Source organism: Stenotrophomonas sp. YJH_SMC_20 (assembly GCF_059367845.1).
Window position 1 is genome coordinate 49,095 of sequence record NZ_JCAFRG010000016.1, and the last position, 14,279, is coordinate 63,373.

General features: G+C 63.8%; 12 protein-coding genes. 9 read left to right on the plus strand and 3 right to left on the minus strand.

Annotated features, from left to right (window positions below):
• The first annotated feature begins 18 nt into the window (after positions 1-18).
• From AC5P6A_RS20415 to AC5P6A_RS20435, 5 genes are read left to right on the plus strand one after another with little or no spacing between them, the layout of a single operon-like run.
• A complete protein-coding gene (locus tag AC5P6A_RS20415) occupies positions 19-348 on the plus strand; it encodes a hypothetical protein (protein WP_495222398.1) in 330 nt (109 codons plus the stop codon).
• A 58-nt stretch (positions 349-406) separates the two neighbouring features.
• Complete coding sequence (locus tag AC5P6A_RS20420; protein ID WP_495222399.1) at positions 407-4,996, plus strand: tape measure protein; 4,590 nt, start codon at positions 407-409, stop codon at positions 4,994-4,996.
• A gap of 6 nt (positions 4,997-5,002) precedes the next feature.
• The gene (locus AC5P6A_RS20425; RefSeq protein ID WP_495222400.1) at positions 5,003-9,430 is read left to right on the plus strand and encodes a carbohydrate binding domain-containing protein; all 4,428 of its coding nucleotides are present in this window, start codon (positions 5,003-5,005) and stop codon (positions 9,428-9,430) included.
• 51 nt (positions 9,431-9,481) lie between these two features.
• Complete coding sequence (locus AC5P6A_RS20430; RefSeq protein WP_058981980.1) at positions 9,482-9,781, plus strand: hypothetical protein; 300 nt, start codon at positions 9,482-9,484, stop codon at positions 9,779-9,781.
• Between the two features lie 40 nt (positions 9,782-9,821).
• The gene (locus tag AC5P6A_RS20435) at positions 9,822-10,466 is read left to right on the plus strand and encodes a hypothetical protein (RefSeq protein ID WP_495222401.1); all 645 of its coding nucleotides are present in this window, start codon (positions 9,822-9,824) and stop codon (positions 10,464-10,466) included.
• A gap of 51 nt (positions 10,467-10,517) precedes the next feature.
• Here AC5P6A_RS20435 and AC5P6A_RS20440 read toward each other — a convergent pair whose 3' ends face one another.
• Both AC5P6A_RS20440 and AC5P6A_RS20445 read right to left on the minus strand, forming a co-directional pair.
• Positions 10,518-11,183, minus strand: a complete 666-nt coding sequence (locus tag AC5P6A_RS20440) for an SOS response-associated peptidase (protein WP_227852398.1) — start codon at positions 11,181-11,183, stop codon at positions 10,518-10,520.
• Positions 11,184-11,189: 6 nt separating this feature from the next.
• On the minus strand, positions 11,190-11,456 hold the full coding sequence (locus AC5P6A_RS20445) for a hypothetical protein (protein ID WP_080241945.1): 267 nt from the start codon (positions 11,454-11,456) through the stop codon (positions 11,190-11,192).
• Between the two features lie 170 nt (positions 11,457-11,626).
• Between AC5P6A_RS20445 and AC5P6A_RS20450 the strand changes: the two genes are divergently transcribed.
• Positions 11,627-12,076 (plus strand): BLUF domain-containing protein, encoded by a 450-nt coding sequence (locus AC5P6A_RS20450; protein WP_495222402.1) that lies wholly within the window; start codon positions 11,627-11,629, stop codon positions 12,074-12,076.
• Here AC5P6A_RS20450 and AC5P6A_RS20455 read toward each other — a convergent pair.
• A complete protein-coding gene (locus tag AC5P6A_RS20455; protein WP_021203822.1) occupies positions 12,058-12,348 on the minus strand; it encodes a hypothetical protein in 291 nt (96 codons plus the stop codon). The two genes, AC5P6A_RS20450 and AC5P6A_RS20455, sit on opposite strands and share 19 nt — an antisense overlap.
• A gap of 62 nt (positions 12,349-12,410) precedes the next feature.
• On the opposite strand from AC5P6A_RS20455, the gene AC5P6A_RS20460 reads away from it, so the two are divergent.
• From AC5P6A_RS20460 to AC5P6A_RS20470, 3 genes are all read left to right on the plus strand, one after another.
• Positions 12,411-13,025 (plus strand): hypothetical protein, encoded by a 615-nt coding sequence (locus AC5P6A_RS20460; RefSeq protein ID WP_021203823.1) that lies wholly within the window; start codon positions 12,411-12,413, stop codon positions 13,023-13,025.
• Positions 13,026-13,406: 381 nt separating this feature from the next.
• Positions 13,407-13,580 carry a hypothetical protein gene (locus AC5P6A_RS20465; RefSeq protein ID WP_236509477.1) on the plus strand — a complete coding sequence of 58 codons (174 nt, stop codon included), beginning with the start codon at positions 13,407-13,409 and terminating at the stop codon, positions 13,578-13,580.
• A gap of 180 nt (positions 13,581-13,760) precedes the next feature.
• The gene (locus tag AC5P6A_RS20470) at positions 13,761-14,273 is read left to right on the plus strand and encodes a hypothetical protein (RefSeq protein ID WP_236509526.1); all 513 of its coding nucleotides are present in this window, start codon (positions 13,761-13,763) and stop codon (positions 14,271-14,273) included.
• Positions 14,274-14,279 lie beyond the last annotated feature (6 nt).

Consider the following 14,279-nt stretch of genomic DNA (forward strand, 5'->3'; position numbering starts at 1 on the left):
CAAAATTCGGGAGCTTTTATGAAACATGCAATCAGATTAGCGTCTTTAATGCTGCTGTCGCCGGTGATGGGTTGCACGGCTGCAAAGGACGACGGCGCGAAACAGGCCCTGCTTAACTGCATGAGCGCGATTCAGGCTGCATCATTGGACCCGAGAAGCGCGAAGGTGCCCTACGTGAAAGACATGGGATCGGCGGGCGAGCATTACTTCGCCTGGCCGTTGGGCTCGGGCCTGATCCTACCCACAACCGATGGCTCCGCGAAGCCTGCTTCTGCGTCTTGCATCACCAACGCGACGGGGATCGTGACAGATATGACCATTAACGGATCGGAGATTTCGATTCGCTGAAACTCCCCTCCATAAGCCTCAAAGCCCGCCCTGTGCGGGCTTTTTTTTTGGAAGCGCGATGAGCCTTTACACCCTTACCGTTGACCTGCTGCTGAAGTCGGGCTCGTTTGAGCGCGACAGCGGAAAGGCGTCGCGCGTTGTTCAGCGCGATATGGCAACTATTCAATCGTCCATGTCGGATGCGGCGAGACGCGGAGCTGATGCGGTTGCGGCCGGCTTCCGTCGCGTTGCGTTCGAGGCTGTGAACCTTACCTCTGCCCTGGTGGCCGTCAAAGCCGCCGTTGGCAAGGCCGACGAATGGACGAACCTGAACAACCGGTTGCGCTTGGTTACCCAAGGGCAGGCGCAGTTTGTCGCCGCGCAGGCTGACGTGATCCGGATCGCTGCTGCTGCTCGACAGCCTCTCGGCGCCACCGCGGAGCTGTACCAGCGCATCGCCATGAACCAGGAGGCGCTAGGCCTGTCTGGGCGTGACCTGGCGCGCGTTGTCGAGACGATCAGCAAGACGATGGTGATCAGCGGCACGTCCGCAGCTGGCGCCGATGCTGCGCTTGTCCAGCTGGGTCAGGCGTTTGCCTCGGGCACCCTTCGTGGTGAAGAGCTGAACTCGGTACTCGAGCAAGCGCCGGCGCTGGCCCAGGCCATCGCCAAGGGTTTGAACGTCCCCATCGGGAAGCTGCGCGAACTGGGTGCTGCGGGCAAGCTGTCATCACAACAGGTGATCAACGCCTTGCAGAGCCAAGCCGGTGCGGTGGACGACGCCTTCGGCAAAATGGATTCCACCGTTGGGCAGGCAATGACGCTGTTCAACAACAACCTCCAGGTCATGATCGGTCGTGCCGACGAGGCGACCGGAGCATCCAAGCTGCTTGCAACTGGTATCGGCGCCCTCGGCAGCAATCTGGAAGCGGTAGCGGTCGCCGGAGCGGCGGTCGCGTCCGGTCCCCTCCTGAAAGCTCTCCTGGCGCGCGTCGCTGCAGCGAACGCAGGGATGGCAGCAGATCGGGCCGCGGCCGCGCAGAACGTCGCTGCGGCCCAGCAGCTCGAACTGCGGACCCGCGCGGCAATGCTTGATGCTCAGGCAGAAGTGCGCCGCGCTGCTGCGATCGGCGGAAGCGTATCTGTCAGTTCCAAAGCCGCTGCTGCGACCCTGGAGCATCGGCAGGCGGTCCTCCTGCTTGCGCAAGCACAGGGGCAGGCAGCTGCCGCGAATGCGGGTTGGGTTGCGCGGGCGGGTGCATCGACGCTCGCGATGCTTGGAGGCCCGGCCGGTATCGTCACGATGCTGGCCACCGCCGCAGCCGGCTGGCTGGTCTTCCGCGACAACACAGCGATCGCATCGGCTGCGCTGATCGATTTCGGTGGTGCAGCTGACACTGCCATCGAGAAGTTCAAGACCCTCAACGCCCAGATGCAGGCCGGCGAGATCCTTCGACTGCAGAAGGAGATCGACGAGAACTACCGGACCATCACCAGCTCGATTACGGAGATGGTCGCTGCGGCGACGAACTTTGCGACCGCGAGCCAGGCTTCAGAGTTCATCCAGGAGACGCAGCGGCTGGATGCCGCCTTTAAGGCCGGCAAGATTGGCGCCGATGAGTTCTCCAATGGCCTGGAGGCGGCATGGCGAGCAATGATCGCTGGCTCGCCAGCTGCTGCCACCGTGGCCAAGAGCCTCACGGAAGAGACCGCTGCCGCGGCGACTGCTGGCAGGGAGGTCGATCGTAAGCGTGCGATCCTCGACGCCTTCACGGGCAGCAGTACTCAGGCGAAGAGCGCAACTGACGCCCTGTCGGGTTCGTTCAACGTTCTGGGAGACTCGGCAGGCGCGGCTGGCAAGCGCATCGCTTCGGCAATGCAGTCGCTGCCGGGTCAGCTCGCCCGCGTGGGCAAAAGTGCTGCCGAAGTTGCAAAGCTGGACGTGAACGATTGGTTCAAGGAGGCCCAAGCCAGCGGCGTCGACTTCTCAAAGCGCGATGACCCCAAGGTCAAGCAGTACATCGAGCAGGGCGCACAGTACATCCGGCTCCAGACGGAGCTGGCCGCTGCGCAGAAGAACTTCACGGAGTCGCGCAAGGCGTCGGCAGCCGCTGAGCGCGCAGGCGCCAAGGATCGCAAGGCAGACGCGGAAGCGATCAAGCGCTACAACGAGCAGGCTGCAATGGCCGCGGCAACGATGGCCGGGCCACTGGCCGAGGCCACCGAGCGACAGAAGCAGCTCGAGGACAAGCTGAAGGAGGCGCTGAAGGAAGGGCGCATCGAGCGGGCCGCGTACAACACGCTGATCCTGGAGTCGCAGAAGGCGTTGGAGCAGTCCAGCGCGGAGATCAAGAAGGCCCTAGCCAGCCCCGAGGCGCTCCTTGCGACGATGGATGCCGAGGTCGCCATGCTCGGCAAGGTCGGCCGAGCGCGCGAGCTGTCCCGGCGCGAAATGATGAACGAGCGGGACATGCGGCAGGAGCTGCAGAAGGCGGTAGAGGCCGCTGGCGGCAAGGAGGCCCTGGCGCTGTCCAAGGGGGCGGCGAGCTACGAGCAGTACGAGAAGGCCATGCTGGACGCCGCCCGAGCATCGGCCGACCTATCGCTGCGCGTGGAGGAGGCCGCTGCCAACGTTGAGGCATGGGCCGGCGTGGTCGTCGACGGCGTCGGTGATGCCGCTGACGCCATGTCCGACTTCGTCGCCAGCGGCGTGCGCGACTTCGACAACCTGTGGGACGACCTGAAAGATACCGCCAAGCGCGGGCTGCGTGACCTGACCCGCGAGTTCCTGCAGCAGAAGATCGTGATCCCGATCCAGACGCAGATCCTCAACGGGATGAACGGGCAGGGCGGTGGCTTGAACCTGCAGAGTCTGATGGGGTTGTTCGGCGGCAATGGCTCTGCGGCCGGCGGCCAGAACGTGAGCACGGTGGCCGGGCTGCTTTCCAAGGGCCAGGGCCTGTTCGGGTTCGGCCGTTCCGCCGGGGCCGCAGCGGGAACCCTGACAGGCTTCGGCGACGTGACCAGCATGGCCGGGATGACCGGTTCCAGCTTCTCCGGGTTGATCGGTGGTGGCAGTGCAGGAGCCGGCGCAGGTGCGGCGGGTGCAGGCGCTGCTGGCTCGGCAGCGGCGGCGGTCCCCATCATCGGCTGGATCGTCGCCGGCATGATGAAGAACGCCCAGTTGTTCGACCAGGGCTGGAATATCGCCAATGGTGAGAGCTGGGCCGGCAAGATCGCCACCGCCGGGGCTGTCGGTTTGGCCGACAAGGGGTTCCGCGCCCTCGGCTTCAACGACAAGGTCGCGTCGATACTGTCCGGCTCCAGCATCCACGCGAAGCTGTTCGGCCGGCAGGCTCCAAAGGTCACCGGGCAGGGCATCACTGGTAGCTATGGCTTCAGCGGGTTCGATGGCCAGAGCTATGCCGATATCAAGGCCAAGGGCGGCCTGTTCCGCAGCGACAAGAAATGGACGCAGTTCGGCGCGCTGGATCCTGGCATCGATCGCACCTTCGATATGGCCGCGCGTCAGGTCCGGGGTGCTGCAACCGATCTGGCCAAGCAGCTGGGTGTGGATCTGACCCAGAAGCTCGGCAGCGTGAAGGTGGACCTGGGGAAGCTCCAGTTGTCGGCCGACTCCACTGAGGCCAAGGCGCAGCTGGAGGCATACCTCAGCGACATGACCAATCGGTTGTACACCGAGGCGGTCAAGGCGGCGGGGTTCGGTGGCCAACTCGACGGCTACTTCGAGGCGTCGGATGTGTTCACCGCGCTGAGTGCGTCGATCGCGCTGGCCGTTGGCAACGCCGATGAGTTGGGCCGGGCGCTCAACGGCCTGGAGGTCGACAAGGTCAACAAGGCGGTCGACTACTTCCAGGATCTAGCCGCCGTCGCCGGGACGGACCTGGCCACCCAGGTGCAGAAGGTGACCGGGCTGCTCGGGAACTACGCCAGCCTCATGGCCGACGTGAGCACTCAGCTGATGACGGCCAACCTGACGCAGTACCAGTCGCAGGCACTGTCGATCGAGCGCACGTATCGCCAGCAGGTGAAGTCGGCGAACGACTACGCCAAGGCGCTCGGCTTGTCTGGCGCTCGGGCGGAGGACCTGGCCAAGATCGAGGCGCTGCGTGCCACCAACATGGGCAAGCTGCAGGCGCAGATCGACAAGGACAAGAAGGCCATGCAGTACGGCCTGTCGATCAGTGACCTGTCGCCGCTGACGGACCAGGAGAAGCTGGGCGAAGCGATGAAGGAGCTGGAGCGGGCGGTGTCCGGTGGCGACACCAGCGCCGCGCAGGCGGCCGCTCAGGCCGCACTGGGCTTCGGACGGAACCTGTACGCCAGCGGGCAGGACTACAACAGCCTGTATGGCCGGGTCACCGGCCTCATCGATGGCATGAAGGTCGGAGATCTCAATCAGCCTGACGGAACCAGCATGGGTGCGCTGGCCGACGCCATCGAGGCGTTGCCGGACAACTTCAGCCGGGCCGTGTTCGACCTGGTCGTGAACAACGACGCTCAGACGCAAACCACCGCCGCCATACAGCAGAGCAACGCTCTGCTCGCCGAACAGAACCAGCTGCTCCGCCAGCTCGTGTCTACCACTACCCAGGGCGTACGCAACGCCAGCAGTTCAGCGCTGCGCGAAGCACTCAACGCGAGGTAATCAGCAATGCAAGCAAGGAAACTCACGCTGGTAGAAATCGGCGTGGGCGGGCTGCCGTCCGCGTCTCCGGTGGCGCCGCGCTTTTCCACGTGGTTCCCGGTGCCTTTCAAGGCGCCGGACGTGCCGCCGGCGAACGGGGTCAATCCCACGCCGGTAGCCGACGGCGTCGTGCTCGAATGGGACGCCGTCGATCTGGAGGGTGTGATCTACGTCATCTCGCGCAGCGAGAGCCAGGACGGTCCTTGGACGGAGATCCACCGCACCACCGAGACGCGGTACGTCTACAGCGACGGCAGCGGCAAGACCTGGTGGTTCCAGATCACCCCGACCGTGCGCGGCAAGACAGGCACGGGAACCGTGGTGGGCGTTGTTCCGCCGACCACGTCCAAGGACCTGGCAGAGCAGCAGGCCAAGCTGGCGGCGGAGATCAGTGCCCGGATCCAAGCGATCGCAGACGAGGCAGCGGCACGCGCCGCCGGGCTGGCGCAGGCCGCACAGGACTTGGTCGCCGAGGCGCTGCTGCGGCAGCAGGGCGTGACTGAAGCCATGCAGGCGATCAGCGCCGAGGCCCAGGCGCGGATCGATGCGCTCCTGAACGAGAAGATGGCGCGCGAGGCAGCGATCAGCCGCGAGGAGCAGCTGCGGCAGAGCGCCGACGAATCGTTGGCGCGCGCGGTGTCGGAGGTTGCGGCCGGCAGCGGGACGCAGTTCGACAGCATCAAGCTCTGGCCGTTCAACCAGACCATTGAAGGGTGGACGGGCAACGGTGCGCCAACCCTCGTGGATGGCTGGCTGCGGCCCGCCAACCATGCCACCGCGCCCTGGGTGCAGTCGCCGGTGGCCTTGGCCGTAGACGGCAGCGCATACCGCTTCGTGAAGCTGCGCGTGAAGCGCGTGGGCTCGCCGACGTGGAACGGATTGCTCCAGTGGATCACCACCACGGACCAGGCATGGAACACGCAGAAGCGTGTGGCCATCCCGGAACCGGCGTGGGACGTGAACGGCGTGGCCACCGTCGACGTGCAGGACATTGCGTGGTGGCCGGCCACGGTGGATGCGATTCGTCTGCAGCTGGGGTCGGCGCAGACCGTCGCCAACTACCACCTGATCGACTACATCGCCGTCGGGCGTCCGCAGCCCGGCGCGTCCGTGGCGTTGGTGCAGGAGGAAACTCAGGCCCGAATCACGGCAGACGCTGCCGAGGCCAGCCAGCGCACCGCGCTGGCCGTCCAGATGCGCGGGAACTACACCGGCACGGATCCGGCTCAGCTGACCGCAGGGCTGGCCTACGAGGAGCTGAAAGCCCGCGTTGCTGCGGACTCGGCGCAGGTTCAGCGCATCAGCACGATGGAGGCCCGCATGCCGGCCGGTGCCGGTTCGCTGGCAACTGCGGCATCGGTGACGGCACTGCAGGAGGCTACTGCCACCACCACCAACGCCTTGGCGCAGTCGATCACGACGATCAACGCCACGTTGCCGTCGATGATTTCGCAGGGAAGCAACTTGGTCGTGAACGGTGGCTGGCAGGCTGGCCGTGACGTTGGTTGGAGCTACAACAACGCGACACTGGTGGTAGCTGCAAGCGAAGGCCGATCCGGTGGCGCGTGCTTGCGAGCGGATGGCTGGTCCGGCGGCGCGCGCATCGCGTCCGCAAACGGCGGCGGAGCGGCTGGAATCATTGCGGTGTCACCCGGCAAGAAGTACCGATACGGATGCTGGTACAAGACGAGCGCTGATTTCAATGGTTCTTCCAACAACTCAAAATTGCGACTGGCCAATCAGACCGACGGGCTGATCGGCGGGGCAACTTTCTTTGTCGCAGGAAAGGACCAGTGGACCTATCTGGGCGCGGTTTACACCATTCCCGATAGCACCAGTATCACCGGCCTGAAACTCAGCATCGTCACTGACCACACGGCAGGTAGTTTGTGGGTTGATGACGTGGTGCTGGAAGAGGTGACCGAGCTGCTGGCGAATGCACAGGCGATCTCGGACCTAAGCACCAGCGTGACGCAGTTGGGCAATACGGTCACGTCGCAGGCTGGACAGCTGACGGCGCTTCGCAGCGACCTGACCGGCGTTTCCGGGAGGACCGACGCCAACGCATCTGCCCTGCAGAACCTCACGACTCGCGTGACGACGGCAGAGGGCAAGATCGATTCGACCTCAACCAGTGTCACCAAGCTTCAGTCAGAGATGAAAGCCAGTTTGGCCGGTGGCGGTGGGATGTTCCCATCGGGGACGTTTGAGCAGTTCGCGGATGGCTATCTGCTGTCCCAAGGCTATGGCACGACGTTCACCGTCAACACGTCGGCAAAGCGCAATGGAAATCGCGGCCTGTTGATTCAGGTGCCCTCTGACACACGCCCTGATCTAAATGCCGATTGCTATCCGGTCACCGAGTTCATTCCCCTCGTCGGAGTTCGACGCCTGTACGTCGAGGCATGGGCAGCACTTTCCTCTGGTAGTGCTGAGATTCCGCCCGACAACAAGAGCTATCTGCGCATTGGCGTTCAGACCTCTGCTGCAGGTGTTGGCGGTACGAGCAATGTTTGGACGACTGTGAATTGGGGGGTCGCCAGCCTGTCGAAAACCTCGTGGACGAAGGTGAGCGGGTATGTGACGACCAATGCATCTGCGGCACAGGGGCGCTTGTTCATTTCGTTGCCCGGCCACGCGACCGACCCGAAGTCCCAGCGCGTGATCGGGTCGATTCTGCTGCTGGATGACATAGTCATCACCGACGTAACTGAGGCATATGCCGGACAGCAGGCTTCGGAGGCGAACGCGCAAGCCATCACCGGGCTCACCACGAGGGTAGCGAACGCAGAAGGCACGCTGGCCAGCACTGCAAGCCAGCTCACCGTGCTGTCCAGCACTGTCAATGCGTCCTTCAACCGCGGCGAGAACCTCAACGTCAATGCGATGTTCGACGGAGATATGGCGCCGTTCGTCAAGGGGAACAGCAACCAGCAGAACGGTGATGTGACCTGGATCTCTGGTGGCGGGCAGCAGGGCAGCGCAATCCAGATGGTGCACAAGGCAGGTGCAGCCGGTTCGCCGTTCGTTTACGCCAACGGTGGTCGCTGGGTTCCCCTGAAGACGGGGCGCACCGGCCGCAAGTTGCGCACGGTGATCGTTGCCAGGGTGATTGCCGGTGATGCCACGCTGACCGCGCGCTGCCGGGTTCGCCACAGTGCTGGCGAGGGCAATAACGATCAGACCACGCCGAACCTCACGAGTGCTTGGCAGCGGTTCGTGCTGGAGCACCCCGTGGGGGATGACCGTACCGAGGCTATGAGCCAGGTGTGGATCACCAACCGCGGAACTGGCGACGCAACGGTCCTTGTCGATCGCATTGAGTTCTACGACGTGACCGACGAGCTACTGATCAGCGCCAATGCTTCGGCGACGGCCGGGCTGACCACGGCGGTGAACCAGCAGGGCAGCAAGCTGGATGCGACTGCGCAGGACCTGGTGAGCCTGAAGACGCAGGTGGGGGACGTCAACGCCACGGCCTTCAGTCAGATGCAGTCGACCGTGCAGCAGCACGACGGGAAGATCAACGCCAATGCAATCGCGATCCAAGGGGTGCGGGCGGGACTCGGTGAAAAGGCTGACGCTGCCGTGGTGCAGACCATGGAAGTCCAGGTTCGGAACCAGGGTTCGGGCGGCAACCTCCTGTCCAATTCCACCTTCCCGAACTGGACGGCGACGCCGTGGGCATGGCTGGCACCGGAGGGATTTGGCAACTTCGGAAACACTTCCGGCAACGCGAACTACATTCCGCAGGGGATGACCAGCGCGCTGTCGGCGATGCGGCCCGGGATGTGGGCAAATGGTTCGAACGCCTTTGCCACCGCTGGAGATACCCTGCCGGCAGAGGCGGGAAAGACCTACTGCATTTCGGCGGTGGTCAACTCGCACCGTTGCCGGGTGCTGTTCTATGCCGAGTTTCTCAACGGATTGGGGCAGATCATCGGCAGCGTCGGCACGCCGAATATGGAACCTGCAGGCTTGACCAGCGGGCCTATCTCGACCTTCCCGCGCGGGTTCGGCATCGCCAAGGCACCATCGGGAACCGTGTCGATGGTGGTGCGCCTGCGCATCCAGGGAATGGGGCAGGCAGACCCCTATTTCTGGATCATGCGGCCGATGCTGTCCGAAGTGGCCGAGGGTGCAACCCAGCCGCCCACATGGTCACCGGGCGGCAACGAAGCCAGCGCCCGCTGGGGCGTGGACGTTCGAGCGGACAAGAAGATCGCAGGCATCGTCTTGGCAGCAACGGGAGAGATCAGCTCGTTCGATGTGCTGGCAGATATATTCCGCGTCTCGTCTTCTTCGGGTGGCCAGCGCACGGAGTACAGCGACGGGCACTGGCGCACCTACTACCCGAACGGGCAGCTCGCCACGCGCATGGGCTGGTGGCAGTAGCAAAGGGCGGGAGGCGCCAAGGCCCTCCCGCCAATCATTAGGGAGCATCGCATGCCGGCAGGCATCCAGACCTTCAATCTCGACGGGTCGCTGGAGATCGACTACACGACCCGCTTGGGGCTTTTCATCGGCACGATTCAGACCGACTCCGTGCACGGCAATTCGACGTGGGTAGGGCCGCTGCCACCTGGGGATTTCCTCTTCTACGTGGTGCCTCCGCCTGCGCAGCCTGGCCGCACGCCAACCGTCTGGTACTCGGATGGCCGGGTCTACTGGGGAACGGATGTGGATGCCAACGGGCAACCAGTCTTCTCCCTGGTCCCTGCAACTGTGCTGTACGGAGTGCACTGATATGCCAGCAGGCTTTGAGGCGTACACCCCATCTGGAACAGTGCAGGTCCGCAGCGACCTGCTCAACTTCCACCTGCGCCACAAGTTTGATATCAACGAGGCGGGCGCCGTTGCCTACCAGGTTTCGGGGATCGTAGTAACCCGGTACGTCACGCGTGACTTCCAGGCCAAGAGCCCGGTGGTCGCGGTCACGGGTCCGAACAACAACTTCGGGCTCAGCGTGATTCTGACCAATCTCGGCGGCAACAACTGGCGCGTGTCAGCCTACACAGGTTCATCGTTTGTGTTCGGCACGGTGTGGGTATACGACTCGGTTGTGACTGGAACGCCGGGCAAGACCGGCATCGAGGTCTACCGAGAGCACACCGGCGAGCTGGCTTTTGCTTCTTGGGCAAAGCCCCTTCGGATCGTAGGCGTGACAACTGCCCCGTTCGGGGCGGCCGACGGTGCGTACGTGCAGGTCCCGGCTGGTCGGCGCTACGCTGTGATCTCGTCTCGTTCGTGCCAGCGGATCGAGCGTGGTGTGGGGTTCCGGTTGACCGGGCCGCAGGGGGATGGAACGGGCGCAGCGGGGTCGGGACGCTTCTACTATGCCGGCGCGACTGCCCTGATACCGCAGTCAGACAACGCCACGCAGTTCAGTGCATCCGGCCACTTCGTGCTGATCGACGTGACCGGGCATTGACTTCGTAAAGGCAGCGTCCAGCCGCAGGTTCCGTCGTGCTTCGGTTGAACGCTATGCCACGGGTTGTAGTAGATCCTCGCGGTTGTTCCGCGGCGTGTTCACCGCCCGGGTCACCCGATAGGCTTCCATCGCCGGCGGCTCGCTGGCCAGCAGCATCGCCATCGCATCGTCCGGACTAGCGGCCATCCACTCATCGATCTGGCCGGCATGCAGCCACACCGGCATGCGGTCGTGAATGTCGGCCGAGACGCCGCTGCTGTCGCCGGTGATGATGGTGAAGGTGCCCAGGTTGCCCTCGGGCAGCAGCGGGCTGGTGTCCTCCCACAGGCCAGCTGCGAACAGCGGCCCGGTGGCGTGGATGAACCACGGGTCCTTCTTCTCGTCGATCGGGCTCACCGACCACTCGTAGTAGCCGGCCATCGGAATCACGCACCGGCGCTTCTTGAAGGCTGAGCGGAACGCCGGCTTAGTGGCCACCGTCTCGATGCGGGCGTTGATGGTCGAGCCCTGCAGGCCCTTGGCCTTGGCCCAGAACGGCAGCAGACCCCACGCCAGCCGTGTTACCTGCCGGCCTTCGCCCCGGTCCAGGATTACCGAGGCCCGCTGTGTCGGGGCGAGGTTGTAGCTGGGTTGTATCTCGGCCAACCCTGGGGCAAGGTCAGCCAGCCCCGGCTGGCCGAAGTCGACAACGGGCAGCTGGACGAATCGGCCGCACATGGCAAGTCAGGCCGGCATCGCTTGGGGTAGCGTATGCCCCAGCACGTGGTCGCATTCAACCAGGCGGGCGTTGCTGACGGCCTGACGCTCGCCGCATCCGGCGCACGCGAGTAGCGTGCCGCCTGGCATGGTCTCCAGCTGCGGCGCCTTGGAATGGGTGATGTGCTTGCAGTGGTTGCAACGGACGCTGATTGCGCTGACTCGGTGGAGGTTGCCATCGCGGTCGCGTACTGCATCAAGATCGAGAACGTAGAAAAGGCCTGTATCGGGCATTGCGGTGTACCAAGAATTTTTGGGGATGCTGCCCTGATCGCTGCCTCCGTCTTGTGATGAAGGTCCGCATTCAGCATCACGCGTTCCTGAATTGTTGTGCAAGTGGTCGCCACCTCACGTAAACGTTCTCACGCGTCTGTTAGGGTCGTGCCTCATCAAGGAGGTGCGCAATGCCCATCACGGCGGTTGTATACGTGAGCAGTGCTGGTGGGGAGATCGCCGGCGACAAGCTGGGCCTGTCCAACGGAAAGTTGGATCAGATTGTGGACGACGCGGCCCGGTTCAACCTTAATGCTGGGGTTACGGGGGTGCTCCTCTTCGATGGCGAACGCTTCCTCCAGTACCTGGAGGGGCCGGAAGATGGGTTGTCAGTGGCGTACTCCCGCGTGCTGGGCGCGAGCAGCCACAACGGAATCGTGGAACTGCAGCGGGGCCGGGTGGGGCAACGCCGCCTGCCGTTCTGGCCGATGAAATGGCTTCCGGTAGAACCGGTAGAGCTGAAGCGGTTGGCTCAAGCCGACTGGACTCGATTCAATCAGCGCGGCGACGCCGAGGATGCAAACCCAGCGGCTATGGGTCTCCTAGCTTCGCTGGTTGAGCCTTACGCTGTGGCCGCCTGATCCCCTTGGCGATGCTCCCCGATCTGCTCGGTGAGCACGGTGAGTGACTGCTGGAAAGCGGCGGCGAACAGATCGCCGTCGCTTTGCCTGTGCTTAGAGGCGATGCTGGGCAAAAGACTCAGCCAAGTACCGGAGAGCCGTTCGGGTGCTGGGTGAGTCAGCGTGAGTACTCGAAGCGCGTATTCCGCTGCCTTGAGATAGCCGCGGTGCATCTGAAGTTCTGACTCGCATGCGTGGAGGCGATCGAGGGTTTCCGTGATTTCGGTCGTCATGACGGTCTCGACAGTTGGGGGTGGGGAAGGCGATAGTCTGGCGACCTCTGAGCGAGTCCGCTATGAGCATCCTCAACGTTCTGTTACGCCCTGACCAGCTCCTGGTCGCGGTCGATACCCTCGCGGAGGACGCCCGCACCGGAGCGCATTCGTCCGGCGCAAAGATGCTGCTGATCCCTCAGTACAACTTGGTGTTGGCGGCACGTGGGTCCACTCAGTTCTTTCTTCGCATCTACGAGCTCGCGCTCCAGGCAAGCTTCCGGGCCGATTTCACAATGGAGCAGCTGACAAAGGAGCTCGGGCTTGTGATCGACAAGTTGTGGCCAAGCTATGAGAGAGCGGCTGCCGAGGCGAGTCTGCAAATGGACGCGTTGGGCACGGAGTTGGTGCTGGGCGGTTGGTCGCCAAAGAGCGGCCGGATGGTGGCTACTGCGTATGCCAAGAGCGACAGCTCTAGGCCAGCAATTGTGCAACCGCTGGAGGGTGGCTTAGCTTCGCCCGGAGAGCCTCTTGCCGGAAGGCCAGATAGCTTCGCTCCGGCTGATGTGCTCGCAGCTGGCAAGATCCAAGCGGCATGGCTTAATAAGCGGGTGGGGCGGCAGGTGGCCGGGGGGCGGCTTCTTGCTACCGTGCTTCGGGAAGGGCAGGTGGTGACCCAGGACTTAGGTCAGATCTAAGTCCTTGGGCGTGAGTCCTGCAAGTTCCTGGGTGGCAGGAAGCTCAACTCGTGGCACGTGAGCAGCGTCGTGTCGGCGTGAGGTTGTGGCTGGGCTGAATCTCGGCCAGGCCGGGGGCAAGGTCAGCGAGCCCCGGCTGGCCAAAGTCGACAACGGGGAGCTGGACGAATCGGCCGCACATGGCCGGAGGGTAGCCCGGCCTGCCGTGCTCAAGGCGTGTATAGCCTCCAGCGCCGGCGTTACGGCTCCGTCCTGCGCGCATAACACTGTTGGTATGGTTGAGTTACAAGACATTGAAAAATATAGAGAAATAATGGAATTTTCGTTGACTCGCGAGTTTGCTGGGTCTACGTTCTGCGCTCCCAAACACGGAGCATGCAGATGATCGAAAAGTTTGAAATCCACAGTCGCCAAATCGCTGACGAGTTCCTGGCAAGCCTGGTCGCGAACGAGGCCCGGTTGGCAGATGCCAGCTTCCACGCCGCTGACAAGATCCATGACCCTTCCGTCCGCGAATACTTCTTGGACCGGGCGCAACAGATGCTGCAAGCCTGAGCCGCGCAAGCAGTGACGGATTACGGAGGGGGCCGAGCAAGGCTCGGCCCTGCAGTTCGGGGAAATTGACGATTTCGTCAAACCGCCGATGCAGTGCTTAACAACTCCTTCCTCGAACGATTCAGCCAGGTCGCCGCCGCGTTCGCAGGATCTGCGACGCCCGGCCGTATCCTTCCGGCCATGCTTCCCTCGCACGGCTACCAAGGGTTCCGCACCGCCCCGATCCCCTCTGGCTGGGTCCAGACCGGTGAGCGCTGGGCGCTCTGGTACAACGGCCGGGAGACGGCCAGTGTCACGCCAGATGGTGGCCCTGGCGTCAGGCTATGTATGGAAGGCCAGAAGATGTGGCAGGTGAAGGAAGTGCGCGCCGCCAACGTCCGGCAGGCGAAGCGGTATGCCGAGCGCTGGTGCGCCGCCAGGCTCTACCCCGAGCTCCCGCTGCGTGAGGCCGTCGCCCGGCTGACCGACAGCACCCCGATCCAACCGGAGCCGCCACTGCCCGGCTTGCCTCCGACCCGCGAGCAGCGGCAACAGGCCCGGCGCCTGGCTGAGGCCGGGGCGAGGGAAATCGAGCGGATCAAGGCGGCGCTTGAGCCGCGCAAGCTGCCGGCAGAGACGAAACCCCGAGCGAGGGACGTCCGCACCAAGGCGTGGGTGAGGGCAGGACTGGAGCAGCTTCGGCGGAGCGTCTGAGAGGTC

Bases quoted from the DNA above. Each gene is read 5' to 3' on its own strand.
- AC5P6A_RS20415 (WP_495222398.1), top strand. From the start codon at position 19: ATGAAACATGCAATCAGATTAGCGTCTTTAATGCTGCTGTCGCCGGTG.
- AC5P6A_RS20420 (WP_495222399.1), top strand. From the start codon at position 407: ATGAGCCTTTACACCCTTACCGTTGACCTGCTGCTGAAGTCGGGCTCG.
- AC5P6A_RS20425 (WP_495222400.1), top strand. From the start codon at position 5,003: ATGCAAGCAAGGAAACTCACGCTGGTAGAAATCGGCGTGGGCGGGCTG.
- AC5P6A_RS20430 (WP_058981980.1), top strand. From the start codon at position 9,482: ATGCCGGCAGGCATCCAGACCTTCAATCTCGACGGGTCGCTGGAGATC.
- AC5P6A_RS20440 (WP_227852398.1), bottom strand. From the start codon at position 11,183: ATGTGCGGCCGATTCGTCCAGCTGCCCGTTGTCGACTTCGGCCAGCCG.
- AC5P6A_RS20445 (WP_080241945.1), bottom strand. From the start codon at position 11,456: ATGCCCGATACAGGCCTTTTCTACGTTCTCGATCTTGATGCAGTACGC.
- AC5P6A_RS20450 (WP_495222402.1), top strand. From the start codon at position 11,627: ATGCCCATCACGGCGGTTGTATACGTGAGCAGTGCTGGTGGGGAGATC.
- AC5P6A_RS20455 (WP_021203822.1), bottom strand. From the start codon at position 12,348: ATGACGACCGAAATCACGGAAACCCTCGATCGCCTCCACGCATGCGAG.
- AC5P6A_RS20460 (WP_021203823.1), top strand. From the start codon at position 12,411: ATGAGCATCCTCAACGTTCTGTTACGCCCTGACCAGCTCCTGGTCGCG.
- AC5P6A_RS20465 (WP_236509477.1), top strand. From the start codon at position 13,407: ATGATCGAAAAGTTTGAAATCCACAGTCGCCAAATCGCTGACGAGTTC.
- AC5P6A_RS20470 (WP_236509526.1), top strand. From the start codon at position 13,761: ATGCTTCCCTCGCACGGCTACCAAGGGTTCCGCACCGCCCCGATCCCC.